The sequence below is a fragment of the Nocardioides bruguierae genome, from assembly GCF_023554635.1.
Classification (GTDB): Bacteria; Actinomycetota; Actinomycetes; order Propionibacteriales; family Nocardioidaceae; genus Nocardioides; species Nocardioides bruguierae.
Genome location: NZ_JAMJPH010000025.1, coordinates 1 through 24,589 on the forward strand (window position 1 = coordinate 1; position 24,589 = coordinate 24,589).

Sequence of the window (24,589 nt, forward strand, 5' to 3'; positions counted from 1 at the left end):
GCCAGGACCGATGCTCAGGAACCAGCTCCCAGAAAGCTCTCTCGACGCTCCGCCGTACCCGCGGCCGGCCTCCGACACCCATACACCCCTCCAGGGCTAGGTGTTGCGACCACCGCATGAACCCAAGCCGATGTCGACCTGCACAACGTCACGGACTATCCGCCTCCCGGCGGGTCGGTGACTCGGTAGTGTCCGGCTCGTGACCGCACAGATGTACCTGCCGGCGTTCCTGGTCAAGCAGCGCTTCGCCATGACGGCGAACCGCTACGAGCTCGTCGAGCTGCGGCCCGATGGCTCCGAGGGGCGCAGCATGGGCATCGCCCAGCAGAAGCGGATGGCCCTCAGGGAGCAGGTCACGTTCTTCGCCGACGAGGCGCGCACCCAGCCGGTGTTCTCCTTCAAGGCCCGCCAGCGGCTCGACCTCGGTGCCGGCTACGACGTCACGGACGGCGCCGGCGCCCCGCTGGGCTACTTCAAGAAGGACTTCGGGGCCAGCCTCCTGCGCACCACGTTCCACGTGGAGGGGGCCGGGGTCCGCGGGTCCGGGCAGGAGCGCAACCAGACCACCGCCATCGTGCGCCGGTTCATCGAGCTGCCGTTCATGTCGATCCACTTCGACTTCACCAACGCCGAGGGCGGCCCGCTCATGCACGTCGACCGCGAGCTCAAGCTGCGCGACCGGTACGTGGTGCGGGTGCCCGACGACCGGCTCGACTTCCGGGTCGCCGCCGCCATGGCCGTCGGCCTCGACGCGCTCATGCAGCGCTGAGCCGGCACCGACGCCGAAGCAGAGGAGACCGAGTGCTGCACCCGCAGGCCCGCGCCGCCGTCGCGGCGTACGCGAGCGAGACCAAGGTCCACGACGACGACTTCGACATCGACGCCGCCCGCGCCGAGGCGCGCGCGCTCGCGTCACGCCGGCCCCGGGAGGCGGTGGCCGAGGTCCGTGACGTGGACGCCGGCGGCGTGCCGTGCCGCCTCTACCGGCCGGTCGACGCCCGGCCGGGGCTGGTGCTGCACCTGCACGGCGGTGGGTTCGTGATGAACGACGTCGAGGTGCACGACGCCGTGTCGCGACGGTTCGCCAACCGCCTGGGCCACCCGGTGCTCAGCATCGACTACCGGCGCCCGCCCGAGCACCGGTTCCCGGCCGCGCCCGACGACGTCGACACCGTGCTCGCCTGGCTGGCCGCCCACGCCGAGGACGAGGGGCTGACCGGTCCGCTGGCCGCGCACGGCGACTCTGCCGGCGGCAACCTGGCGCTGGTCGCGGCGCTGCGGCACCCGGGGCGGTTCGCCGCGATCGCGCTCACCTACCCCTTCCTCGACCCCGAGGGAGGCTTCGAGAGCTACCGCACGGCCGCGGACGGGTTCCACCCCGACGAGGCCCGGTGGTACTGGGACCAGTACGCCGCCTCGTCCGCGGACCTGGTCGACCCGGACCTCGCGCCGCTGCGCTCCACGCGGCTCCACACCCTGCCCCCGACGCTGGTGACCACCGCCGAGCACGACCCGCTGCGCGACGAGGGCGAGCACCTCGTGACCCTGCTGGCGGAGGCGGGTGTGACCGTCACCGGCACCCGCTACCAGGGGCAGGTGCACGGCTACTGGCGCCACCCGGACGTCTTCGACGCCGCGGCGCCGCACACGGCCGCCGTCGCCGGCTTCCTGGCCGAGCACCTGCGGCCCGCGCCACCGCCGGCCTGACGCGCCGGTGACGGCTCGGCCTCCCGGGTGCGGGACGCCAGCCTGGGAGGTGGCAGGATCGGCGGCATGCGCGTGCACCTGGGCTCCGACCACGCCGGCCTCGACCTGAAGAACCACCTCGTGGGCTGGCTGACCGACCACGGCTACGAGCCGGTCGACCACGGCCCGTTCGTCTACGACGCCCTCGACGACTACCCGGTCTTCTGCCTGCGCGCCGCGGAGGGCGTGAAGAAGGACCGCGACGCCGGGCTCGACAGCCTCGGTGTCGTCATCGGCGGCTCGGGCAACGGCGAGCAGATCGCCGCCAACAAGGTCGAGGGCATCCGCTGCGCCCTGGCCTGGAGCGAGGACACGGCGAGGCTCGCGCGCCAGCACAACGACGCGCAGGTCGTCTCCGTCGGCGGCCGCATGCACTCGCTCGCCGACATGACCCGCTTCGTGGAGCTGTTCCTCGCCGAGCCGTTCAGCGGCGACGAGCGCCACGCGCGCCGCATCGCGCAGCTGAGCACCTACGACGTCGACGGTGCCCTGCCGCCGCTGCCGGAGTCCGCCCAGGGCCTCGGCCCGGACGCCTGAGGGGCGGGACGTGCCTGAGGGGCACACCCTCCACCGGCTCGCGATCGACCTGACCGACGCCTTCGGCGGCTCCGTCGTCGCCGCCTCCAGCCCCCAGGGGCAGGGGAGGTTCGAGGACGGGGCGGCGCAGCTCGACGGCCGCGAGCTGATCGCCGCGGACGCGTGGGGCAAGCACCTGTTCGTCCGGTTCGCCGGCACCGAGCTGGTGCTCCACGTCCACCTGGGCCTCTACGGCAAGCTGCGCATCGCCGGCGCCGACGAGCTGCCCGACCCCGTGGGCCAGGTGCGGCTGCGGCTGGTCACCACCGACCGCTCCGACGGCCGGGTCACCTGGGCCGACCTGCGCGGCGCCACCGCGTGCGAGCTGCTGACCCCCGAGGAGCGCGACGCCCTGGTGGCGCGGCTGGGTCCCGACCCGCTGCGCGAGGGGGCCGACGCGGACCCGCACCGCGCCTGGGCGCGCATCGGCCGCAGCCGCAAGAGCATCGCCGCGCTGCTGATGGAGCAGGACGTGGTGGCCGGGATCGGCAACGTCTACCGCGCCGAGCTGCTGTTCCGGCACCGCGTCGACCCGTTCCGCGAGGGCCGCAGCATGCGCGTCGGCCGCTGGCAGGAGATGTGGGCCGACCTCGTCGAGCTGATGCACCTCGGCGTCGCGGTGAACCGCATCGAGACCGTGCGCCCCGAGCACGAGGCGGCCGCCCGGGCCGCCGCCAAGCAGTACGAGGGCGGACGCCGGCGGCGCAGCGGGCTCTCCTACGTCTACCGTCGCGACGGTCAACCCTGTCTAGTCTGCGGTACGCAGGTGAGGACAGAAGTGCTCGTGGCGAGGAACCTGTTCTGGTGCCCTCGGTGCCAGCCGCGGTTCCGTTCCCGGGCCCAGCGGTGAGCACCCGCCCCTCAGGAGGGATCGAGATGACGATCGCCTCCGAGAGCGTCCAGCCGGCCTCGCACCCGCGCGGCGTCCTGGCCCGCCAGCGCCGGTGGGTCGGCCTCGCGCGGGACCGGGTGGCCCTCGGCGCCCGACGCGGTGTGGTGCGTCGCTACGGCCCCGTCGCCGGGCTGGTCGTGCTCAGCGCGCTGCTGGTGGTCGGCATCGCGTGGGACGCGGCGACCGTGCCCATGACCACGCTCATGGTGCCGCTGCTGGTGGGCAGCCTCGTGCTGGCACCTCGTCACCTGGCGCCGTTCGTCGGCTGGATGGTCCTGATGGTGATGGCGTCGCTGCTCGTGCAGCCCGACGTCACCACCCGCATCCTCGGCGCGGTCGCCATCCAGCTGGTGATGTGCGGGATCGTGCTGGCCACGGCGCTGAACCGCGTCCGCCTGGGCGTGCCGCACCTCTCGGGCGACGCGATGTTCGTCGACCTGCGCGACCGGCTCCTGAACCAGGGCAGCATCCCCGACCTCTGCGACGGCTGGTCGGTGCAGTCGGCGCTGGTCTCCGCCTCGGGCACCCGGTTCGCCGGCGACTTCCTCGTGGCCGCGCGGGTCGAGGGCCCCGACCGCCTCGAGCTGGCGCTGGTCGACGTCTCCGGCAAGGGGGACGAGGCCGGCACCCGGGCGCTGCAGCTCTCGGGGGCGTTCGGCGGGCTGCTCGGCTCGGTGCCCTCGGAGGAGTTCCTGTCGGCCGCCAACGCCTACCTGCTGCGGCAGGACTGGGCGGAGGGGTTCGCCACCGCCGTCCACCTGCGCCTGGACCTCGCGGACGGCACCTACGAGCTGCGCACCGCCGGGCACCCCTCGCCCCTGCTGCGCTCCGCCGGCACCGGCCGCTGGCGCGCACTGCCGGGGGAGGGGCCGATCCTCGGCCTGGTCGACGGGGTCTCCTTCGGCGGGACCCACGGCACGCTCGAGCGCGGCGACTCCCTGGTGCTCTACACCGACGGCATGGTCGAGGAGCCGCGACGCGACATCGAGCTCGGCGTGGACCGGCTGGCGGGCGCCGCCGAGAGCCTCCTGCGCCGGGGCGTGGACGGGGCGGCGCAACGCGTCGTCGACGAGGTCGGCGCGCCCGGTGACGACCGCGCGGTCGTGTGGGTGCACCGGCGCTGAGCCCGCCCCGGTGCCACCTCGGGCCCGGTGAGGAGGGCCACCTGCGTCGTGTGGCACCATGAGCGCGCACTCGCCTCGGCGAGGCACGCGGATGTAGCTCAATGGTAGAGCCCCAGTCTTCCAAACTGGCTACGCGGGTTCGATTCCCGTCATCCGCTCCGAGACCGCCGCTCGCCTGCCCTGCCTCTCGAGAACGGGCAGGTCAGAGGCGGTGTCGACGGGGCGTAGCGTAGTGGCTAGCGCGCCTGCTTTGGGAGCAGGAGACCGCAGGTTCGAGTCCTGTCGCCCCGACCCGCCGTACCCGGCCCTCGGCGCCGCCGTCCGGAGCCCCGTCCCGTGTCCCGAGCAGGGCTCGGGGCCGTTTCGCGCTGGCGCCCGTGCCGGGGCTACGATCGACGGTCGGTGCGCGCAGTGGCGCGCCGAGCCACCCCGAACAACGAGGAGACCTTTGTGAAGAGCGCCGTCGAGACCTTGAGCCCGACCCGGGCCAAGCTGACCGTCGAGGTGCCCTTCGAGGAGCTCAAGCCGAGCCTCGACGCGGCCTACAAGGCGATCGCCCAGCAGATCAACATCCCTGGCTTCCGTCGGGGCAAGGTCCCGCCGATGGTCATCGACCGTCAGGTCGGCCGCGGTGCCGTCCTCGACCAGGCGATCAACGACGCGCTGCCGAAGGTCTACACCGAGGCCCTCCGCGAGAACTCCCTGGAGCCGCTGGCCCAGCCGGAGATCGAGGTGACCAAGCTCGAGGACAACGACCTCCTCGAGTTCACCGCCGAGGTCGACGTGAAGCCCGAGATCGAGCTGCCCGCCTACGAGGGCCTCGAGGCCAAGGTCGACGACGCCGTCGTCACCGACGAGGACGTGGAGGAGCAGAAGAAGGGCCTGCAGGCCCGCTTCGGCACCCTGCGCGACGTCGAGCGCGCTGCCGCCGACGGCGACTTCGTCACCATCGACCTGGTCGCCAAGGAGAACGGTGAGACCGTCGAGGGCGCCGAGATCTCCGGCACCTCCTACCAGGTCGGCCGCGGCGGCATGATCGACGGCCTCGACGAGGCCCTGGTCGGCATGGGCGTCGACGAGGAGAAGACCTTCTCCTCCGAGCTCGTCGGTGGTGGCATGGAGGGTCGTCCGGTCGAGGTGAGCGTCAAGGTCACCGGCGTCCAGGAGCAGGAGCTCCCCGAGTTCGACGACGAGTTCGCCCAGCTGGCCTCGGAGTTCGACACCGCCGAGGAGTTCGACGCCGACATCCGCAGCCGGCTCGCCAACGGCAAGCGCCTGGAGCAGGCCGCGGCCGCCCGCGACGCCGTGCTCGAGGCCCTGCTCGACAAGGTCTCCGTGCCGCTGCCCGACGGCATCCTCTCCGACGAGCTCGCCGCCCGTCGCCAGAACATCACCCAGCAGCTCGCCATGGCCGGCATGACCATGGAGAAGTACCTCGAGGACGAGGAGATGACCTCCGAGGACTTCGAGGCCGACCTCGAGCGCCGGGTCCGCGACGCCGTCGCCGCGCAGTTCCTGCTCGACGAGATCGCGAAGAAGGAGGAGATCGGCATCGACCAGGCCGAGCTCTCCCAGCACCTGGTGCAGCGCGCCCAGCAGTCCGGCCAGGACCCGCAGGAGTTCGCGAACCACATGTTCGAGCACAACCACATCCCGGAGCTGGTGCAGGAGATCCTGCGCGGCAAGGCCCTGGCGATCATGGTCGAGTCCGCCGTCGTCACCGACGAGTCGGGCAACGCCGTGGACCTGAAGAACCTCCAGGCCGACGGCACCATCGCCGAGCCGGCCGACGAGCCCGCTGACGAGGCCGCCGAGGTCGAGGCCCCCGAGGCCGCGGCCGAGGAGACCTCCGAGGAGGCCTGAGCCCTCCTGCCGCCGGGTCCTGCACGGACCTCGGCGGCACCTCGCCACAGCCCGTCCCGGCAGCGCCGGGGCGGGCTGTGGTGCGTCCGGACCTCGGCACGGGCGCGGTGGGGCGGGCCGGGCTTATCGTGGCCGCATGCCTCACGACGACGACGTCACGGGCCGGATCCACCCGGTGCCGACCCCTGCCGGCCGCGGGGGAGCCGAGCGCGAGCTGCGGGTCGAGGCCGTGCTGGCAGCCCCGCCGGACGCGGTGTGGCGAGCCCTCACCGACCTGCGCAGGATGCCGTCCTGGAGCCCCGAGCTGGTGACCATGCTGCGACTGCGGCCCGGTGGTCTGCGCGCCGGCCAGCAGTACCTGTGCGTCAACCGTCGCGGCCCCGTCCTGTGGCCCACCCGCAGCGTCGTGCGGGCCTGTCGCCCGTGCCGCGAGCTGTCCTGGCTGACCACCTCCAGCGGCGCCCTGTGGGTGTGGGAGCTGGCCCCGGCGGGGGAGGGGACGCGGGTGGTGCACCGGCGTCCGGTGCCGGAGGGCACCACCTGGCTCAGCCGGGCCTTCGCGCCGCTGTTCCTGGGCGGCAACGAGGGGCACGCGGACGAGCTCGAGAGCGGCATGGCGCGCACCCTGGCGGGCCTCCGCGCGGCCGTCGACGGGCCGGGCCGTTCCTGAGAGCCGGGTGAAATCTGCTGTCGGCGAACAGGCGGCGCGCACCCGTGGATGTGTCCCCGGTTGCGGCTACTGTCGCTCACGTGAACCCCAACTCCACGACGTCGGCGCACGACCCCTCGATGGGTGGCGGCGGCGGCCTCAACGTCCTCGACGACCACATCTACCAGCGCCTGCTGCGAGAGCGGATCGTGTTCCTCGGCTCCGAGGTCCGCGACCAGAACGCGAACGCGATCTGCGCCCAGCTCCTGCTGCTGTCCGCGGAGGACCCCGAGGCGGACATCTTCCTGCACATCAACAGCCCGGGTGGCTCGGTCGACGCCGGCATGGCGATCTACGACACGATGAACTACATCCCCAACGACGTGGCGACGGTCGGCATGGGCCTGGCCGCTTCCATGGGCCAGTTCCTGCTCTGCGCGGGCACCAAGGGCAAGCGCTACGCCCTGCCGCACGCGCGGATCATGATGCACCAGCCCTCCTCCGGCATGGGCGGCTCGGCCTCGGACATCAAGATCCAGGCCCAGCAGTCGCTGCACATCAAGAAGGTGCTGCTCGACCTCATCTCCGAGCACACCGGCCAGCCGATCGAGCAGGTCATCGCCGATGCCGACCGCGACCGCTGGTTCACCGCCGACCAGGCCCTCGAGTACGGCCTCGTCGACAAGGTGATCCGCAGCAGCCGCGAGGCCGCCGACCAGGGCCGTCCGGCCCACAACAGCTGAGGAGGCTCGCATGAGCTACTACATCCCGCAGTGGGAGGAGCGCACCTCCTACGGCGTCCGCCGCATCGATCCGTACACCAAGCTCTTCGAGGAGCGGATCATCTACCTGGGCACGCCGATCTCCGACGAGGTCGCGAACGCTGTCATCGCCCAGCTGCTCTGCCTGCAGTCGATGAACCCCGACCAGGAGATCAGCATCTACATCAACAGCCCCGGTGGCTCGTTCACCGCGCTGACGGCGATCTACGACACGATCAAGTTCATCCGCCCCGACGTGCGCACCGTCTGCCTGGGTCAGGCCGCCTCCGCGGCCGCGATCCTGCTGGCCGCCGGCACCAAGGGCAAGCGGATGGCGCTGCCGAACAGCCGCATCCTGATCCACCAGCCCTACACCGAGGGCACGTTCGGCCAGACCTCGGACATCGAGATCCAGGCCAACGAGATCATCCGCATGCGTGACCTGCTCGAGAAGATGATCAGCGACCACTCCGGCAAGCCGCTGGAGGAGGTCTCGAAGGACATCGAGCGCGACAAGATCCTCACCGCTCCGCAGGCCGTGGAGTACGGGCTGATCGACTCCGTCCTGGAGACGCTGAAGACCCCGGCGCTCGCCTGAGCGACCACCTGACCCGTACGGGTCAGGACGGGCCGGGCCCGGCCGATCCACAATGAGCACCGCGTCGCCGTCCTCGCGGAGGGTGAGGCAGGTTACCGTGGTGAGGCCGGGTCCCCCGGGTGCGGCGACACGGGTGGCACCCACGGTCCCTGGACCGAGACACGCACGACAGACCAGCAGCACCCCGGCGCACGCCGGGTCACGAGCCCGGCCGGCCGGCCGGGATGAGGAGGACGAGCCCGGTGGCACGAATCGGTGACGGCGGTGACCTGCTGAAGTGCTCCTTCTGCGGCAAGTCGCAGAAGCAGGTCAAGAAGCTCATCGCAGGTCCCGGCGTGTACATCTGCGACGAGTGCATCGACCTCTGCAACGAGATCATCGAGGAGGAGCTCTCCGAGGGCACCGAGGTGGGCCTCGACGAGCTGCCGAAGCCGCGCGAGATCTTCGACTTCCTCAACTCCTACGTGATCGGCCAGGAGCAGGCGAAGAAGTCGCTCGCCGTGGCCGTCTACAACCACTACAAGCGCGTCCAGGCCGGCGTCTCGCCCGCCTCCGGCAAGCACTCCAAGGAGGAGGCTGTCGAGGTCGCGAAGTCCAACATCCTGGTCATCGGCCCCACGGGCTGCGGCAAGACCTACCTCGCCCAGACGCTGGCGCGCATGCTGAACGTCCCGTTCGCCATCGCCGACGCCACCGCGCTGACCGAGGCCGGGTACGTCGGCGAGGACGTCGAGAACATCCTCCTCAAGCTGATCCAGGCCGCGGACTACGACGTGAAGAAGGCCGAGACCGGCATCATCTACATCGACGAGATCGACAAGGTGGCCCGCAAGGCCGAGAACCCGTCGATCACGCGTGACGTCTCCGGCGAGGGCGTGCAGCAGGCGCTGCTGAAGATCATCGAGGGCACGACCGCCTCGGTGCCCCCGCAGGGCGGCCGCAAGCACCCGCACCAGGAGTTCATCCAGATCGACACGACGAACATCCTGTTCATCGTGGGCGGGGCGTTCGCGGGGCTCGAGCACATCATCGAGCAGCGCGTCGGCAAGAAGACCCTCGGCTTCACCGCCGAGGTCGCCGCCGAGCAGGAGAAGTCCGAGCAGGACCTGCTGGCCGCGGTGCGCCCCGAGGACCTGACCAAGTTCGGCCTCATCCCCGAGTTCATCGGTCGTCTGCCGCTGATCGCCAGCGTCGAGAAGCTCGACCAGGACGCCCTGGTGCAGATCCTGACCGCTCCGCGCAACGCGCTGGTGAAGCAGTACCAGAAGCTCTTCGACCTCGACGGCGTCGAGCTGGAGTTCACCGAGGACGCCGTGCTGGCCATCGCCGACAAGGCGCTGGAGCGCGGTACCGGTGCCCGTGGACTGCGCGCCATCATCGAGGAGCTGCTGCTCCACGCGATGTACGAGGTCCCCTCCCGTGGCGACGTCGCCCGGGTCGTCGTCACCGCCGAGAGCGTCAGCGGCGCCGAGGTGCCCACCCTCGTCCTCCAGGACGAGGAGAAGAACCGCAAGAGCGCCTGAGGCGGCTCACCGCCTCCACGCACCACGACGAAGGCCCGGCACCCCACCAGGGGGTGCCGGGCCTTCGTGCTGCAGCGGGGCCAGCGTCGTGGGGCCGAGGCCCCCGGAGGGTCAGCCCTCCTGGGGGACCTCGGCCAGCTCGGCGCTGACGGAGACCTCGGCGTCGTCGCCGGCGGCGGTGAAGACCAGGTCACCGGTGATCGTGCCCGTGCGGCGCAGGTCGTCCGCGGCCTTCTCGGCGGCCGCGACCGTCGCGGCCGGCCCGGTCACCTCGACGCGCGACAGCGGGGCGCGCATCTTGACCTTGGCCTGCGACTTGGCGCCGCGGATGCCGCCGAGGACGGTCTCGACGGCGTCCAGGACGCTGCTGTCGGCCGCGGCCGCGGAGCCCAGGTCGAGCTCGGTCGGCCAGGTGCTGGTGTGCACCGAGCCGTCCTGCCACCACGACCAGACCTCCTCGGTCACGTACGGCAGGAACGGCGCGAGCAGCCGCAGCTGGGCGTGCAGCGCGAGCGCCAGGGTGGCCCGGGCCGAGGCGCCGCCGGTGCTCTCCTTGTCGTAGGCCCGCTCCTTGACCAGCTCGAGGTAGTCGTCGCAGAAGTCCCAGAAGAACTTCTCGCTGACCTCGAGCGCGGTGGTGTAGTCGTAGGCCTCGAACGCGCTGGTCGCCCGGCGGATGACCTCGGCCAGCCGCCCGAGCAGCGCGCAGTCGACCGGCTCGGAGACCTCGTAGGGCCGCAGCTCGGTGGCGCCCACCCAGCCGAGGACGAACTTGGAGGCGTTGAGGACCTTCATGGCCAGCCGGCGGCCGACCTTCATCTGGGCCTCGTCGAAGGGGGAGTCCAGGCCCGGGCGGGCCATGGCGGCGCGCCAGCGCACCGCGTCCGCGCCGAACTTCTCCAGGATCTCGGTCGGGACGACGACGTTGCCCTTGGACTTCGACATCTTCTTGCGGTCCGGGTCGAGTATCCAGCCCGAGAGCATGGCGTGGGTCCACGGGACCTGACCCTGCTCGAAGTGGGCGCGCACGACGCGGCTGAACAGCCAGGTGCGGATGATGTCGTGACCCTGGGTGCACAGGTCCATCGGGAACACGCGCTCGAACAGGTCGTCGTCGACGCTCCAGCCGCCCGCGATCTGCGGGGTCAGCGAGGAGGTGGCCCAGGTGTCCATGACGTCCGGGTCGCCGATGAAGCCGCCGGCCTGGCCGCGCTGGGACTCCTCGTAGCCGGAGGGGGCGTCGGTGGACGGGTCCACCGGGAGCTCGGCCTCGCGCGGCAGCAGCGGGTGCTCGTAGTCCGGCTCGCCCTCGGCGTCCAGGGCGTACCAGACGGGGAAGGGGATGCCGAAGAAGCGCTGACGGCTGATCAGCCAGTCGCCGTTGAGGCCCGAGACCCAGTTGTCGTACCGGTGCTTCATGTGGGCGGGCACCCAGGTGATCTGCTCGCCGTCCTTGACCAGGTCGGAGCGCAGGTCCGCGTCGCGACCGCCGTTGCGGACGTACCACTGGCGGGTGGAGACGATCTCGAGCGGCTTGTCGCCCTTCTCGTAGAAGTTCGCCATCCGCTGGGTCGGCCTGGGGTCGCCGTCCAGGGTGCCGGTCTCGCGCAGCATGGTGACCATCTCCTCGCGGGCGGAGAAGACGGTCTTGCCGGCCAGGCGCTGGTAGGACTCCTCGGCGGCGGCGAGCCACTCGGGGGTCTCCCGGGTCAGGCGGCCGTCGCGGCCGATGACGGTGCGCACCGGCAGGTTCAGCTCGCGCCACCAGGTGACGTCGGTCAGGTCACCGAACGTGCAGCACATGACCAGGCCGGAGCCCTTGTCCATCTCGGCCGCGGCGTGGGCGACGACCGGGATCTGCACGCCGAAGACCGGCGAGGCGACGGTGGAGCCGAACAGGTGCTGGTACCGCTCGTCGTCGGGGTGCGCGATGAGCGCCACGACCGAGGGGATCAGCTCCGGGCGGGTGGTCTCGATGTAGGCCGGGCCGCCGTCGGGCAGCGTGAACGCGACCCGGTGGTAGGCGCCGGCGTAGTCGCGGGCCTCGAGCTCGGCCTGGGCGACGGCGGTCTGGAAGGTGACGTCCCACAGGGTCGGCGCTTCCTGCAGGTAGGCCTCGCCGCGGGCGAAGTTGCGCAGGAACGCCCGCTGGGAGACCTCCTGGGCGCCGGTACCGATGGTCGTGTAGTGCTGCTTCCAGTCCACCGAGAGGCCCAGGGTGCGCCACAGCGACTCGAAGACCTGCTCGTCCTGCTCGACCAGCTGCGAGCAGAGCTCGATGAAGTTGGGTCGCGAGATCGGGACCTGCTTCTTGGCGTCGGGCTTCTCCGGCGGGGTGAAGTCCGGGTCGTACGGCATCGACGGGTCGCAGCGGACGCCGAAGTAGTTCTGCACGCGACGCTCGGTCGGCAGGCCGTTGTCGTCCCAGCCCATGGGGTAGAAGACGGACTTGCCGGTCATCCGCCGGTAGCGGGCGATGAGGTCGGTGTGGGTGTAGGAGAAGACGTGGCCGACGTGCAGGGAGCCGGAGACGGTGGGCGGCGGGGTGTCGATGGAGTAGACGTTCTCGCGCGGCTGCGTCCGGTCGAAGGCGTAGGTGTCCGCCTCCTTCCAGGCCTGCGACCACGTCGCCTCGAGGCCCTCGAGGGCAGGCTTCTCCGGTACGGCGACGGCCCGCGGGGTGGGGCTCGTCGTCTCGGGTGCGGCCTGCGTGGTGTCGGTCATGGACCGAATCCTAGTTTCGCCCCCACCGCGGGCTCCAACCCGTTCCCCCTTCGCGGGCCACGGGCCGGTGCGGGACGGGTGCGGGAGGGGCGCGGGAGCACCCGGCGGCCTGCCCGACGGACGTGGCGCACGCCTCGCCCACGGGGGTGAGAAACCGGTAAAGTGGACGCCAGCGTGGACGGCGCCCCGCCCGGCTCGCGTCGGCGGTGCCGAGTGGCTGGACACCCTGGGCGATCCCGTTGCTCCGACCAGGGCGGAGCGCCGTCCGCCACGCCGTTCGCCACGCCGGCCGGAATCCGGTGGCCCGTCGCGGCCCGCCCGACCTAGGTTGCGGCGCATGAGCAGCTCCTTCTCCGCCGAGGTCGTCACCGACGCCGCCGCCTTCACCGAGGCAGCCTCCGCCTACCTCGAGGCGCACCCGGTGCTCGGCACGGTCGTCTCGTCGGCCACAGCCGACTGGCTGGCGCCGACGCTGCCCTGCGAGCCGGGCCCGTGGGGGCCGTGGTGGGCGCTGGTGCGCGACGCCGACGGTGACGTGGTCTCGGTCGCGATGCGCACGGCGTCCTTCGAGCCGCACCCGCTGTACCTGCTCCCGATGGTGGACGAGGCGGCCCGCTCGCTCGCCGCGGCGCTGCACGCCCGGGGCGACGACGCCTCCGCCGCCAACGGGGCGGTGCCGGCCTGCGAGGTGCTGCTCGCCGAGCTGGCCCGGCTGCGCGAGGACGACACGGTGCCCGAGGTGGCCGTGCCGACCCGGCTCTACGAGCTGGACCGCCTCGTCCGCCCGACCGCGCCCGCCGGCGCCGCCCGGGCCGCGGACGAGGCCGACCTGCCGTGGCTGGTGCCGCTGCTGGGCCGCTTCGAGACCGAGGCGGCCGCCCAGGCCGGCCGCACCCACCGTGACGCCGGTGACCACCTCGACGAGCACTGGGTCCGGCGCCGGCTGGAGGCCGACGCCCTGTGGGTCTGGGAGGTCGCGGGGACCCCCGTCTGCGCCGTGGGTGCCACGCCGCCGGCCTTCGGGGTCAGCCGCGTCGGCCCCGTGATGACGCCCGCCGAGCACCGGGGCCGCGGCTACGCCGGCGCGCTCACCGCGCACGTCACCGCGCTGCGCGAGGCCCAGGGCGTCCGGGTCTGCCTCTTCACCGACGCCGGCAACCCGGTCTCCAACGCGCTCTACCAGCGGCTGGGCTACCGGCCGCTGGCCGACATGACCGAGGTCGTGCTGCGGTCGGGCGCGCGAATGGGGTGAGCGTGGCCGACGCTCCTAGACTGGCCGGACCATGAACGACTCGTCTGCTCCCCGCCCGGCCGAGACCGTCGCCGAGGCCGAGGACGCCCTCCTCTCGCGCTGGCCCGAGACCCGGCTGGAGCCCTCCCTCGACCGCATCTCCGCCCTGATGGAGCTGCTGGGGGAGCCGCAGCGCGCCTACCGGGCCGTGCACCTGACCGGCACGAACGGCAAGACGTCGACCTCCCGGATGATCGACGCGCTGCTGCGGGCCGTCGAGCTGCGCACGGGCCGCTTCACCAGCCCGCACCTGGAGCGGATCAACGAGCGCATCAGCGTCGACGGCGAGCCGCTGGACGACGAGGCGTTCGTCCGGGCCTTCAACGACGTCGCCCCGTACCTGGGCCTGGTGGACGAGGACCAGCCGCACCCGCTGTCGTTCTTCGAGTCCGTGGTGGGCATGGCCTACGCCGCGTTCGCCGACGCCCCCGTCGACGTGGCGGTCGTGGAGGTCGGCATGGGCGGGGCCTGGGACGCCACCAACGTCATCGACGGCGACGTCGCCGTCGTCGGCCCCATCGCGGTCGACCACGCCAAGTACCTCGGCGGGACGCCCGAGGCGATCGCGCACGAGAAGGCCGGGATCATCAAGGAGGGCGCCACCCTCGTCACCGCCGCCCAGAGCCCCGAGGTCGCCACCGTGCTGGCCAAGCAGGCCGCGGCCGTCGGGGCGAAGGTCGTGGCCGAGGGCGTCGACTTCGGTGTCGTCTCCCGCACCCCGGCGCTGGGGGGCCAGAGCCTCTCGCTCCAGGGGCTGCGCGCCCGCTACGACGACCTGTTCCTCCCGCTCTACGGCGCGCACCAGGCGCAGAACGCCGCCGTCGCGCTCGCCGCCGTCGAGGCCTTCCTCGGCGGGTCCGAGGCGCTCTCGCCCGACGTGGTCTCGGCGGCGTTCGCCGACGTCACCTCGCCGGGACGCCTGGAGATCGTGCGCCGCAGCCCCACCGTGCTGCTGGACGCGGCCCACAACCCCGCCGGCGCCGAGGCCACGGCCGCGGCACTGGAGGACTCCTTCACCTTCCGCCCGCTGGTGGGCGTGCTCGGCGTCATGGCCGACAAGGACGTGGAGCCGCTGCTCGTGGCCCTGGAGCCGCAGCTCGACCACGTGGTGGTCACCCAGAACTCCACCGACCGCTGCCTGCCGGCCGCCGAGCTGGCCGAGGTCGCGGTCGGCGTCTTCGGCGAGGAGCGGGTGACCGTGGCCCCGGTGCTGGCCGACGCGATCGAGGCGGCGGCGACGCTGGCCGAGGCCGCTGACACCGGCGGTGCCTCCATCGGCTCCGGCGCCGTGCTCGTGACCGGCTCGGTCGTCACCGCCGGCGAGGCGCGCACGCTGCTGGCCCCGAAGGAGCGGCCGCGCCGCACGGGCTCCGGCGTGCGCCTGACCCGCGGCGAGGAGGAGGTCGAGGTGCCCGAGGACGAGGGCGGCGGCGACCTCTCCGAGCTCTCGCTCCAGGCGCTGCTGCGCGACACCCTGTCCGGGGAGGACGAGGACTGATGCGCTCCCCCCGACGCGGGCTCTGCTCCGCCATCCTGGCCCTCGAGGGCATCGCCCTGGGCCTCACCACTCCGGTGCTCATCACCCTCACCGACGTGCCCACCGGCGCCTCGCTCGGCCTGGGCCTGGGGCTGGCGCTGGTCAGCATCCTGCTCACCGGCTTCCTGCGCTACCAGTGGGCCTACACCGTGGGCTGGCTGGTGCAGGTGCTCGCCGTGGCGATGGGCCTGCTCATCACCCCGATGTTCTTCCTCGGCGGCGTCTTCGCGGCGCTGTGGGCCACCGCCATCTGGCTCTCGAACAAGATCGATCGCGAGCGGGCCGAGGCGTTCGCCGCCTACGAGGCCGAGCAGGCCGCGGGCGGCGCGACCGAGTCCTGACGCTGGGTCGGCGGCCGAGCGGCGACGCGGACGGCGACGACGACGGGCGAGGAGCCCACGTCGAGACCGTCCCGGTCACGCCAGCGCACCCCTGATCGCGGCCAGCGCCTCCTCCAGCTGCGCGTCGGTGCAGCCCCCGAAGCCGAGGACGAGGCCGGTGGCCCCGCTGGAGCGAGCCGCGTCCGACAGCAGCGGCACGTCGTAGCCCGCCGCGCGGGCTGCTCGGTGCGCCGCCTCGGCCCGGGCGGCCGGCAGGGGGAGCGAGGCGTACATGCCCGCGACCGGGCCGCCCAGCCAGGGCCCCAGCACCTGCGTCACGCGCGCGGCCCGGCGTGCGTAGACCCGGCGGGCGCTGCGCACGGCGTGGTCGACGTAGCCGTCGCGCAGCAGGCTCAGCAGCGCCCGCTGCGCCGGCCACGACGGGGTGTCGTGGGTGACCTCGCGGTACGCGTCCACCCGCTCCAGCACCGCCGTCGGTGCCACCAGCCAGCCGAGCCGGAGCGCGGGGCTGACCGACTTCGAGACCGTGCCCAGCAGCGCGACCCGGCCCGGGTCGAGGCTGGCCAGGGCCGGCACGGGCGCGACGTCGTAGCGGAACTCGGAGTCGTAGTCGTCCTCGACCACCAGGGTGCCGGCCTCGCGCGCGGCGGCGAGCAGCGCGGCGCGTGCCGGCGCCGGCATGACCGGGCCGAGCGGGTGCTGGTGGGCCGGGGTGACGTAGTGCGCGACCAGCCCGGCCAGCTCCTCCGCGCGCGCCGGTGGGCGGAGGGCGGGCACGTCGACCACCGTGCGGCCGGTGGCGCGCACCACCGCCACGGCCGCGCGGTAGCCCGGGTCCTCCACCCCGACCGGGCCGGGCGGCAGCCCCGCGAGCAGGTGCCGCAGGCCCTCGGTCGTGCCCGAGGTCAGGCGGACGTCGTCGCCGGTCACCGCCAGCCCGCGGGTGCGCCGGAGCCGCTCGGCCAGGGCGGCGCGCAGGTCCGCGTCGCCCCGGGGGTCGGGGTAGCCGGCCGGCGGGGCGGCCGTGCCGACCTCGCGCCAGGCCCGCCGCCAGGCCGCGTGGTGCGCCGGGTCGACCCACGGGTGCCCCGCGGAGAGCCGCAGCAGCGCCGGGTCGGGTGCGGGCGCGGGCGCGGGCCGTGCGCCGGCGTCCGGGGAGAGGCGGACGATGGCGACGAACGTGCCTGCGCCGTGGCGGCCCTCGAGCCAGCCCTCGGCCACGAGCTGGGCCCAGGCCTGCTCCACGACCGAGCGGGCCACCCCGAGGTCGCGGGCCAGCGCCCGGCTCGAGGGCAGCCGGGTGCCGGGGGCGAGCCGTCCGTCACCGACGCGCTCCCGGACGGCGGCGGCCAGCTGCGCGCCCAGGGGCGTGCCGAGGTCGCGGTCGAGCGTGACGGCGAGGGTGGGCATCGGGCCTCCGTGGGTGGGCGAAGTGGCCTGGCGAGATCGCTCGCAAGTGCCACTCGTCGGCAGGCCACTACTCGCTCAGCATGGTGCCATGAGCACGACTCCGCTGCAGCCCACGCCCCGCACCACGCTGACCCGTGGCCGCCACCGTGCCGTGGACGACCGGGAGGCCCTGCACGCCTGCCTGCGCGAGGCCCTCGTCGGGCACCTCGGGGTGACGGTGGGTGCGGGGGAGGAGTCGCACCCCGTCGTCCTGCCGGTGGCGATCGCCGTGGACCCGGGCTCCCCGGAAGGGCAGGGGCCGGACGAGGGGGGCACGCTCTACGTGCACGGCTCGGTGGCCGCGGGCTGGCTGTCCTCGGCGGTGGGGAGCACGGTCTGCCTCACCGTCACCCACCTGGACGGGATGGTCACCGCCCGCTCCGGCTTCCACCACTCGATGAACTACCGCTCGGCGGTGGTGATCGGCCGGCTGCGGCTGGTGGAGGACCCCGACGAGCGGGTGCGCGCCCTCGACCTGGTGGTCGACCAGCTGGTGCCCGGTCGCGCGGCGACCCTGCGGCCGATGAGCCGCAAGGAGCTGGCCGCGACCGCGGTGCTGGCCCTGCCGCTGGCCGAGGCGTCGCTGAAGGTGCGCGGGGGCGGCCCGGTCGACGACGAGGAGGACGTGGCCGCGGGGGTCTGGGGCGGGCACGTCCCGCTGCGGCTGGTGGCGGGCGAGCCGGTGACCGACGAGCTCTCCGCCGGCGTCCCCGTGCCCCCGGACGTGGCGGCGAGAGCGGCCTCACTGCGATGAGGCGGTCATCACTCGCTAGGGTCGGGGCATGACCCAGCGTTCCCTCGTCCTCGTCAAGCCCGACGGCGTCGCCCGTGGCCTCACCGGTGAGGTCATCCGCCGGATCGAGGCCAAGGGATACACCCTGGCCCGCCTCGAGCTGCGCACCGCCACTCGCGAGCTGCTCGAGCAGCACTACGAGGAGCACGTGGGCAAGCCGTTCTACGAGCCGCTCGTGGAGTTCATGCTCTCCGGCCCCGTCGCCGCCATCGTGATCGAGGGCGAGCGCTGCATCGAGGGCTTCCGCAGCCTGGCCGGGGCCACGGACCCGACCGCCGCCGCCCCGGGCACCATCCGCGGCGACCTCGGCCGCGACTGGGGCCTGAAGGTGCAGCAGAACCTCGTCCACGGCTCCGACGCCCCCGAGTCGGCCGAGCGCGAGATCGGCATCTGGTTCCCCCAGTCCTGATGGCCTGATCCACACCACCACCCACCGGCGGTGCGTGGGCAACGGTTCGTGGTGCGCGAACGGTTGCTCCCGCACCGCCGGTGTCGTTGTGGCGTGTCTCCCGAGAATCACAGGCTGCGTCCCTAGCCTGAGGAGACCTCCCCAGGAGGCACTCCTTCCCCACACGCACCACCAGCCCCGGCCACCCGGCGGGGGCTCCACCCGTGGTGCCCGCACACCCCAGGGACGCAGCAGCGATGGCGAACAGCTTCCTCGGCCGCGACATGGCCGTCGACCTCGGTACCGCCAACACGCTCGTCTACGTGCGGGGCAAGGGCGTGCTGCTGGACGAGCCGAGCGTCGTCGCCCTGAACAGCACCACCAACGAGATCCTCGCGGTGGGCCACGAGGCCAAGCGGATGATCGGCCGCACGCCCGAGGGCATCACCGCCATCCGACCGCTCAAGGACGGCGTGATCGCCGACTTCGAGGCCACCGAGCAGATGCTGCGCTGGTTCATCCAGCAGGTGCACCGCCGCGCCTTCGCCAAGCCGCGCCTCGTGGTGTGCGTGCCCAGCGGCATCACCGCCGTCGAGCAGCGCGCGGTCAAGGAGGCCGGCTACATGGCCGGCGCCCGCCGCGTCTTCATCGTCGAGGAGCCCATGGCCGCCGCGATCGGCGCCGGGCTGCCCGTGCACCAGGCCACCGGCAACATGGTCGTGGACGTCGGCGGGGGCACCACCGAGGTCGCGGTGATCAGCCTCGGCGGCATCGTCACCAGCCTGTCCATCCGCACCGCCGGCGACGAGCTGGACGCCGCGATCGTCTCCTGGATGAAGAAGGAGTACTCGCTGCTCCTGGGCGAGCGCACCGCCGAGGAGGTCAAGACGACCCTCGGCTCGGCGTTCCCGCTGCCGGACGAGCCCGAGGCCGACGTCCGCGGCCGCGACATGGTCTCCGGGCTGCCCCGCACCGTCTCGGTGTCCACCGCCGAGATTCGCCAGGCGATGGAGGAGCCGATCAGCGCCATCGTCGACGCGGTGCGCACGACCCTCGACCAGACCCCGCCCGAGCTGGCCGGCGACATCATGGACCGCGGCATCGTCCTCACCGGCGGCGGCGCTCTGCTGCGCGGCCTGGACGAGCGGCTGCGGCACGAGACCGGGATGCCGGTGCACGTCGCCGAGGACCCCCTGACCTCCGTCGCCCTGGGCGCGGGGCGCTGCGTGGAGCAGTTCGAGGCGCTCCAGCAGGTCCTCGTCGGCGACGGGCGGCGGTGAGCGGCGTGACGGACCTCGTCGGCCGCCCCCGGGAGGGCGCACCCCACGACCCGCTCGACGGCGAGGCGCTCGCCCGGGACGAGGCGGCGCGGCCCGCCGTCCGCAGCCCGTTCCGCGACCTCTCGGCCCCCGAGCCGCGCGGCGAGCGCGGTCGGCTCGGCGCGGGTCGCCTGCTCTCGCGCGTCGAGCGCCGCGAGCGTCGTTGGTCCGCCGGGCCGGTGCCCGCGCGGCCGGCCTCGCGCTCGCTGCTCGTGGCCCTGGTGCTGGCCTCGGCCACCGTGGTCACGCTCGACCTCGCCGCCGACGACGGCCCCGTGGGCGCCGCCCGTGCGGTGGTCGCGGACGTCGTCGGCCCGCTGGAGACGGCCACCGCGGCCGTCGTCCGCCCCGTGACGAGCCTGGGGGAGGCCCTCACCACCCGCAGCGAGCTGGAGGACCGGGTGGCCGACCTCGAGGCCGCCAACGCCGAGCTGCGCGACCAGCTGGCCGGCGCCGGGATCGACCAGCAGCGGCTGGCCGCCTACGACGCGCTGGCCGCCTCCGCGGGCGACCTCGACCGCGCCGTCGTCCCCGCCCGGGTCGTCGGGTGGGGCGCGGCCCAGACCTTCACCAGCACCGTGACCATCGACGCCGGCACCGACGACGGGGTCGTCGAGGACGCCACCGTCATCGCTACCGACGGCCTCGTGGGGCGGGTGCTGCGCGCGGACGCCTCGACCGCCACCGTCCTGCTGGTCACCGACGCCGAGTCCACCGTGGGCGCCCGCGTGGGCTCCTCGGGCACGCTCGGCTTCCTCTCCGGCACCGGCGAGGTCGGCGACGGCGCCGCCCTCGACCTCGAGCTGGTCGACTCCACCGAGGTGCCGGACCGCGGCGAGGAGGTGCTGACCTGGGGCTCCCAGGACGGCGCGCCCTACCTGGCGGGCATCCGCATCGGCCGCGTGACCCACGTGTACTCCTCGGTGCGGGACTCCTCGATCCGCGTCGAGGTCGCCCCCTCCGTCGACATGACCACGCTGGACGTCGTCGGGGTCGTCGTGCCCACGGGCACCGACTCCGCCCGCGGCCTGATCACCGGCTCGCTCGCGCAGGGGAGCGACCGGTGAGCGCGCTGCGGGCCGTCGCCACCGGCCTGGCCGTGCTCGTGGCGCTGCTGCTGCAGGTGACCGTGGCGCCCCACGTCTCCTGGCACGGCGTCGTGCCCGACCTGGTGCTGCTGGTGGTCGTCGCCGTCGCGCTCGCCCGCGGCCCCAACCCGGCCATGGTGGTCGGCTTCGCCGCCGGGCTGCTGGTCGACCTCGCCCCGCCCGCCGACCACGTGGCCGGCCGCTGGGCCCTGGCCCTCGTGCTCGTCGGCTACCTGGCCGGACGGCTGCGCCCCGACGTCCGCCCCACCGCCCTCTCCACGCTCGCCACCGTCGCCGGCTGCGCCTTCGTCGGGGCCTCCGTGGTCGCGCTCACCGGTCTCGTGCTCTCCGACCCCGCGGGCGTGGGCACCGGCGACCTGATGCTGGGCGTGCTGGTCTCGGTGGCCTGGGACGTGGCGCTGACGCCGCTGGTCCTGCCGCCCCTGCTGGCGCTGCTGCGCCGGCTGGAGACGCCGGAGCGGGGCACCGCGTGAGCGAGCAGCTCGGCCGCGTCCCCGGCCCCCGGCACCCGCGCCCGGGGGGTCCGCCCGGCGCCGTGCCCGGTGACGAGCCCCGGGCCCAGCGCACCTCGCGGCTGCGGATCATCGTCATCCAGGCCCTGGTGCTCGCGCTCTTCGCGACGCTGCTGGTGCGCCTGTACTACCTGCAGGTCGTGCACGGGGAGGCCTACCACGCGCAGGCCGCCTCGCAGTCGGTGCGCGACGTGGTGACGCAGCCGAGCCGTGGCCTCATCGTCGACGACCAGGGCCGCACGCTGGTGGCCAACCGGCTGGCGTGGGTCATCTCGGTCGACCGCACCCTGCTGGGCAAGCTCGGCTCCGCCGACCGGGCCACCGTGCTCGAGCGGGTCGCGGACGCGACGTCCCAGCGCGCGAGCCGGATCGAGAAGATGCTGGTGGACTGCGGCACCAGCGGCGCCGTCGCCGGGCTGTGCTGGAACGGCTCGCCCTACCAGGCCGTGCCGGTGGCCACGGACGTGAAGCGGGCCGTGGCCCTGGAGATCAGCGAGCAGCCGGAGGACTACCCCTCCGTCGTGGTCGAGCAGCAGAGCGTCCGCTCCTACCCGAGCCCGTTCGGGGTCAACCTGGCCCACGTGCTCGGCTACACCTCCGCCGTCACCTCCGACGAGCTGGACACCGCCACCGAGGACAACGACACCTCCGTGGACGCCTCCTCCGTGCTCGGTCGCGCCGGGCTGGAGAAGGAGTACGACGAGTGGCTGCGCGGCCTGCCCGGCACCTCCTCGGTGACCGTCGACTCCCAGGGCCGCGTGCTGGGGGAGAGCGGCGAGGAGGAGGCCCGCCCCGGTGACACGCTGGTCACGAGCATCGACGCCAAGGTGCAGTCGGTGGTCGAGAAGCAGCTCGCCTCGACGATCGCGGAGGCCCGCCGGACCTTCGACACCGTGACGAAGAAGAACTACGTGGCCGACTCGGGGTCCGTCGTCGTCCTGGAGGCCGACACGGGCCGGGTCGTGGCCATGGCCTCCCAGCCCACCTACGACCCCGAGGTGTGGGCCGGCGGCATCACCGAGAAGCAGCTGCGTCGCCTCTACTCCGAGGCCGCCGGCACCCCGCTGCTGGCGCGCGCCACGCAGGGACAGTTCGCCCCGGGGTCGACGTGGAAGCCGTTCATGTCGGCCGGGGCCCTGACGCACGGCTACTCCACCGACACCCAGCTGAACTGCTCCAGCTCCTTCCGGGTCGGCAACCGCGACTTCAAGAACTACGAGTCCGGCGCCTACGGCTTCATCGGCTTCGCGCGGGCGCTCGAGGTCTCCTGCAACACGTTCTTCTACCGGGTCGGCTACCACTTCTGGGAGAAGTACGGCTCCGACGAGGGCGACGTGACCGCCCAGGACCCGCTCGTCTCCGAGGCCAAGGCGTTCGGCTTCGGCGAGGCCACCGGCGTCGACCTGCCCGGCGAGGCCTCCGGCCGGATCGCCGACCGCCGCTGGAAGCGGGCCTACTGGAAGTCGATGCGCTCCTACTACTGCGGCATCGCGCGCAAGCCCCAGACGAGGTCCACCAGCGACTTCCTCTACCAGTTCGCCTCCGAGTTCTGCGTCGACGGCTACGCCTACCGCGCCGGTGACGCGGCCAACTTCGCCATCGGTCAGGGCGACACCCTGGTCACCCCGCTCCAGCTGGCCCGCGCCTACGCCGCCCTGGCCAACGGCGGCACCCTGTTCGCGCCGCGGATCGGCAAGGCGATCGTCGGCTCGGACGGCACCGTCATCCGGCGCATCCGCCCGAAGGTCGTCGGCACCGTGGACCTGCCGCAGAAGGTGCTCGGCTACCTCGACACCGCGCTCTCCGGGGTGACCCGCCAGGGCACCATGTCGTGGCGGATGACCGGCTTCCCGCTCGACGACGTGAACATCCGCTCCAAGACCGGCTCGGCCGAGGTCTACGGCAAGCAGTCGACCTCCTGGGTGGCCTCCTACTCCGACGACTACGTGGTGGTGATGATGGTCAGCCAGGGCGGCACCGGCTCGGGCACCTCGGGGCCCGCCGTGCGCAAGATCTGGGAGGCGCTCTACGGCGTCGACGGCGAGGACGTGGACACCGACGCCGCCGCCATCCCCGGGGTCGTGCAGTCCGAGGGCCTGCCGGTCTTCACCGACGACGGCTCCATCCTCCCGCCGCGGGTGGCCTCCTCGGGGAAGGCCTCCTCGTGAGCACCGTCCTCGGCCGGACGACGGCCCGCCCGGCGCCCCGCAGCGGCGCCGGCACCCGCCCGACCCCCGACGGCGCGGGGGTCCTGCGCTGGCGCGGCGTCGACTGGGTGCTCGTGGGCGCCGTGCTCGGCCTGGTCACGATCGGCACGCTGCTCATCTGGTCGGCCACGTCCTCGCGGGACGCGCTGACCGGGGGCGACCCGACCGCGTTCCTCGACAAGCAGGTCGTCAACGTCGTCATCGGGCTGGCCCTGGGCGTCACCGTGGCCGTCGTGCCGCACCGCTGGATCAGGCTGCTCACGCCCGTCGCCTACGCGGGGGCGGTGCTGGGCCTCGTCCTGGTGCTGGTGATGGGCTCCACGATCAACGGCTCCCGCTCGTGGCTGGTGCTCGGCGGGCAGTCCTTCCAGCCCTCGGAGCTGGCCAAGCTCGCCGTGGTCGTGGGCATGGCCCTGGTGCTCGCGCGCCGCCTCGAGGGGCGCTGGCGGCCCCGTGTCGGGGTCGTCGAGGTGGTGCTCATGCTCGCCGTGGCCGGGCTGCCGGCCGTGCTCATCCTCGCCCAGCCCGACCTGGGCACGATGCTGGTCCTCTCCGCGACCGTGCTGGGCGTGCTCGGCATCTCCGGTGCCCCGCGGCGCTGGCTGGTGCTGCTGGTCGGCTCCGGCGTGGCCGTGGCGGTCGCGGCCGTGGCCGGCGGGGTGCTGAAGGCCTACCAGGTGGACCGGTTCCTGGCGTTCACGAACCCCGACCTCGACCCGCTGGGTGCCGGGTACAACGTGGAGCAGGCCCGGATCGCCGTGGGCAACGGCGGTCTGGTGGGGCAGGGGCTGTTCTCCGGCTCCCAGACGCAGTCGGGCTTCGTGCCCGAGCAGCACACCGACTTCGTGTTCACCGTGGCCGGCGAGGAGCTGGGCCTGGTGGGCGCCGGCCTCGTCGTCGTCCTGCTGGGCGTCGTGGTCTGGCGGGCGCTGACGATCGCCCGGCTCTCCGACGACGTGTTCGGCCGGGTGGCCGCGGCGGGCATCGCCTGCTGGTTCGGCTTCCAGGCGTTCCAGAACGTCGGCATGTGCCTCGGCATCATGCCGGTCACCGGCGTGCCCCTGCCGTTCGTCTCCTACGGCGGCTCCTCGCTGTTCGCCGGCCTCATGGCCGTCGGCCTGCTCGTCGCCATCCGCCTGCGGGCCACCGCGCCGCGGCCCTCCCGGTACCGGCTCGCCGCCCGCTGA

General features: G+C 73.3%; 22 protein-coding genes and 2 tRNA genes. 22 read left to right on the forward strand and 2 right to left on the reverse strand.

Annotated features, from left to right (window positions below; all coding sequences use genetic code 11):
* Positions 1-199: 199 nt before the first annotated feature.
* The 12 genes from M8316_RS13780 to clpX all read left to right on the forward strand — a co-directional run bounded on the left by M8316_RS13780 (position 200) and on the right by clpX (position 9,732).
* On the forward strand, positions 200-769 hold the full coding sequence (locus M8316_RS13780) for an LURP-one-related family protein (protein WP_250055442.1): 570 nt from the start codon (positions 200-202) through the stop codon (positions 767-769).
* Positions 770-801: 32 nt separating this feature from the next.
* Positions 802-1,707 carry an alpha/beta hydrolase gene (locus M8316_RS13785; protein ID WP_250055444.1) on the forward strand — a complete coding sequence of 302 codons (906 nt, stop codon included), beginning with the start codon at positions 802-804 and terminating at the stop codon, positions 1,705-1,707.
* Between the two features lie 66 nt (positions 1,708-1,773).
* Positions 1,774-2,283, forward strand: coding sequence for a ribose-5-phosphate isomerase (locus M8316_RS13790; RefSeq protein ID WP_250055445.1), 510 nt, complete (start codon positions 1,774-1,776; stop codon positions 2,281-2,283).
* A 10-nt stretch (positions 2,284-2,293) separates the two neighbouring features.
* Entirely contained in the window at positions 2,294-3,172 is an 879-nt protein-coding gene (locus M8316_RS13795; RefSeq protein WP_250055447.1) for an Fpg/Nei family DNA glycosylase, read from the forward strand.
* A 26-nt stretch (positions 3,173-3,198) separates the two neighbouring features.
* The gene (locus M8316_RS13800; protein WP_250055449.1) at positions 3,199-4,338 is read left to right on the forward strand and encodes a PP2C family protein-serine/threonine phosphatase; all 1,140 of its coding nucleotides are present in this window, start codon (positions 3,199-3,201) and stop codon (positions 4,336-4,338) included.
* 87 nt (positions 4,339-4,425) lie between these two features.
* A tRNA-Gly gene (locus M8316_RS13805) sits at positions 4,426-4,496 on the forward strand.
* A 60-nt stretch (positions 4,497-4,556) separates the two neighbouring features.
* A tRNA-Pro gene (locus tag M8316_RS13810) sits at positions 4,557-4,629 on the forward strand.
* Between the two features lie 159 nt (positions 4,630-4,788).
* Complete coding sequence (gene tig, locus M8316_RS13815; RefSeq protein ID WP_250055450.1) at positions 4,789-6,201, forward strand: trigger factor; 1,413 nt, start codon at positions 4,789-4,791, stop codon at positions 6,199-6,201.
* 136 nt (positions 6,202-6,337) lie between these two features.
* On the forward strand, positions 6,338-6,871 hold the full coding sequence (locus M8316_RS13820) for an SRPBCC family protein (RefSeq protein ID WP_250055452.1): 534 nt from the start codon (positions 6,338-6,340) through the stop codon (positions 6,869-6,871).
* 119 nt (positions 6,872-6,990) lie between these two features.
* Entirely contained in the window at positions 6,991-7,593 is a 603-nt protein-coding gene (locus M8316_RS13825) for an ATP-dependent Clp protease proteolytic subunit (protein ID WP_250055722.1), read from the forward strand.
* 10 nt (positions 7,594-7,603) lie between these two features.
* Complete coding sequence (locus M8316_RS13830) at positions 7,604-8,209, forward strand: ATP-dependent Clp protease proteolytic subunit (protein WP_250055454.1); 606 nt, start codon at positions 7,604-7,606, stop codon at positions 8,207-8,209.
* A gap of 242 nt (positions 8,210-8,451) precedes the next feature.
* Entirely contained in the window at positions 8,452-9,732 is a 1,281-nt protein-coding gene (gene clpX / locus M8316_RS13835) for an ATP-dependent Clp protease ATP-binding subunit ClpX (RefSeq protein WP_308196024.1), read from the forward strand.
* A 111-nt stretch (positions 9,733-9,843) separates the two neighbouring features.
* Here the strand turns inward: clpX and valS are convergent, their stop codons facing one another.
* Positions 9,844-12,456 carry a valine--tRNA ligase gene (valS, locus tag M8316_RS13840; protein WP_250055458.1) on the reverse strand — a complete coding sequence of 871 codons (2,613 nt, stop codon included), beginning with the start codon at positions 12,454-12,456 and terminating at the stop codon, positions 9,844-9,846.
* Between the two features lie 337 nt (positions 12,457-12,793).
* On the opposite strand from valS, the gene M8316_RS13845 reads away from it, so the two are divergent.
* The 3 genes from M8316_RS13845 to M8316_RS13855 are packed head-to-tail and all read left to right on the forward strand — an operon-like array spanning position 12,794 to position 15,625.
* Complete coding sequence (locus M8316_RS13845; RefSeq protein ID WP_250055460.1) at positions 12,794-13,708, forward strand: GNAT family N-acetyltransferase; 915 nt, start codon at positions 12,794-12,796, stop codon at positions 13,706-13,708.
* Between the two features lie 31 nt (positions 13,709-13,739).
* Positions 13,740-15,245, forward strand: coding sequence for a bifunctional folylpolyglutamate synthase/dihydrofolate synthase (locus M8316_RS13850; RefSeq protein WP_250055462.1), 1,506 nt, complete (start codon positions 13,740-13,742; stop codon positions 15,243-15,245).
* The gene (locus tag M8316_RS13855; protein WP_250055464.1) at positions 15,245-15,625 is read left to right on the forward strand and encodes a DUF4233 domain-containing protein; all 381 of its coding nucleotides are present in this window, start codon (positions 15,245-15,247) and stop codon (positions 15,623-15,625) included. The genes M8316_RS13850 and M8316_RS13855 overlap by 1 nt, the downstream gene beginning before the upstream one ends.
* Before the next feature lie 75 nt (positions 15,626-15,700).
* On the opposite strand, the gene pdxR is transcribed toward M8316_RS13855, so the two are convergent.
* Positions 15,701-17,035: a MocR-like pyridoxine biosynthesis transcription factor PdxR gene (gene pdxR / locus M8316_RS13860; RefSeq protein ID WP_250055466.1), complete on the reverse strand. Its 1,335-nt coding sequence runs from the start codon at positions 17,033-17,035 to the stop codon at positions 15,701-15,703.
* An 88-nt stretch (positions 17,036-17,123) separates the two neighbouring features.
* On the opposite strand from pdxR, the gene M8316_RS13865 reads away from it, so the two are divergent.
* The 7 genes from M8316_RS13865 to rodA all read left to right on the forward strand — a co-directional run bounded on the left by M8316_RS13865 (position 17,124) and on the right by rodA (position 24,589).
* Positions 17,124-17,828, forward strand: coding sequence for a pyridoxamine 5'-phosphate oxidase family protein (locus tag M8316_RS13865; protein WP_250055468.1), 705 nt, complete (start codon positions 17,124-17,126; stop codon positions 17,826-17,828).
* Between the two features lie 28 nt (positions 17,829-17,856).
* Positions 17,857-18,276, forward strand: coding sequence for a nucleoside-diphosphate kinase (ndk, locus tag M8316_RS13870; RefSeq protein ID WP_250055469.1), 420 nt, complete (start codon positions 17,857-17,859; stop codon positions 18,274-18,276).
* Positions 18,277-18,512: 236 nt separating this feature from the next.
* Positions 18,513-19,535, forward strand: coding sequence for a rod shape-determining protein (locus tag M8316_RS13875; protein ID WP_250055471.1), 1,023 nt, complete (start codon positions 18,513-18,515; stop codon positions 19,533-19,535).
* On the forward strand, positions 19,532-20,641 hold the full coding sequence (gene mreC / locus M8316_RS13880) for a rod shape-determining protein MreC (protein ID WP_250055473.1): 1,110 nt from the start codon (positions 19,532-19,534) through the stop codon (positions 20,639-20,641). Before M8316_RS13875 ends, mreC begins: the two co-directional genes overlap by 4 nt.
* Complete coding sequence (gene mreD / locus M8316_RS13885; protein ID WP_250055475.1) at positions 20,638-21,156, forward strand: rod shape-determining protein MreD; 519 nt, start codon at positions 20,638-20,640, stop codon at positions 21,154-21,156. The genes mreC and mreD overlap by 4 nt, the downstream gene beginning before the upstream one ends.
* Positions 21,153-23,363, forward strand: coding sequence for a penicillin-binding protein 2 (gene mrdA, locus M8316_RS13890; protein ID WP_250055476.1), 2,211 nt, complete (start codon positions 21,153-21,155; stop codon positions 23,361-23,363). Before mreD ends, mrdA begins: the two co-directional genes overlap by 4 nt.
* Positions 23,360-24,589 (forward strand): rod shape-determining protein RodA, encoded by a 1,230-nt coding sequence (rodA, locus tag M8316_RS13895; RefSeq protein WP_250055477.1) that lies wholly within the window; start codon positions 23,360-23,362, stop codon positions 24,587-24,589. Before mrdA ends, rodA begins: the two co-directional genes overlap by 4 nt.

Excerpts from the sequence above, each read along its gene's own strand:
- M8316_RS13790 (WP_250055445.1), top strand. The coding sequence starts at position 1,774 with ATGCGCGTGCACCTGGGCTCCGACCACGCCGGCCTCGACCTGAAGAAC.
- M8316_RS13800 (WP_250055449.1), top strand. The coding sequence starts at position 3,199 with ATGACGATCGCCTCCGAGAGCGTCCAGCCGGCCTCGCACCCGCGCGGC.
- M8316_RS13820 (WP_250055452.1), top strand. The coding sequence starts at position 6,338 with ATGCCTCACGACGACGACGTCACGGGCCGGATCCACCCGGTGCCGACC.
- M8316_RS13825 (WP_250055722.1), top strand. The coding sequence starts at position 6,991 with ATGGGTGGCGGCGGCGGCCTCAACGTCCTCGACGACCACATCTACCAG.
- M8316_RS13830 (WP_250055454.1), top strand. The coding sequence starts at position 7,604 with ATGAGCTACTACATCCCGCAGTGGGAGGAGCGCACCTCCTACGGCGTC.
- valS (WP_250055458.1), bottom strand. The coding sequence starts at position 12,456 with ATGACCGACACCACGCAGGCCGCACCCGAGACGACGAGCCCCACCCCG.
- M8316_RS13845 (WP_250055460.1), top strand. The coding sequence starts at position 12,794 with ATGAGCAGCTCCTTCTCCGCCGAGGTCGTCACCGACGCCGCCGCCTTC.
- M8316_RS13850 (WP_250055462.1), top strand. The coding sequence starts at position 13,740 with ATGAACGACTCGTCTGCTCCCCGCCCGGCCGAGACCGTCGCCGAGGCC.
- M8316_RS13855 (WP_250055464.1), top strand. The coding sequence starts at position 15,245 with ATGCGCTCCCCCCGACGCGGGCTCTGCTCCGCCATCCTGGCCCTCGAG.
- pdxR (WP_250055466.1), bottom strand. The coding sequence starts at position 17,035 with ATGCCCACCCTCGCCGTCACGCTCGACCGCGACCTCGGCACGCCCCTG.
- M8316_RS13865 (WP_250055468.1), top strand. The coding sequence starts at position 17,124 with ATGAGCACGACTCCGCTGCAGCCCACGCCCCGCACCACGCTGACCCGT.
- ndk (WP_250055469.1), top strand. The coding sequence starts at position 17,857 with ATGACCCAGCGTTCCCTCGTCCTCGTCAAGCCCGACGGCGTCGCCCGT.
- M8316_RS13875 (WP_250055471.1), top strand. The coding sequence starts at position 18,513 with ATGGCGAACAGCTTCCTCGGCCGCGACATGGCCGTCGACCTCGGTACC.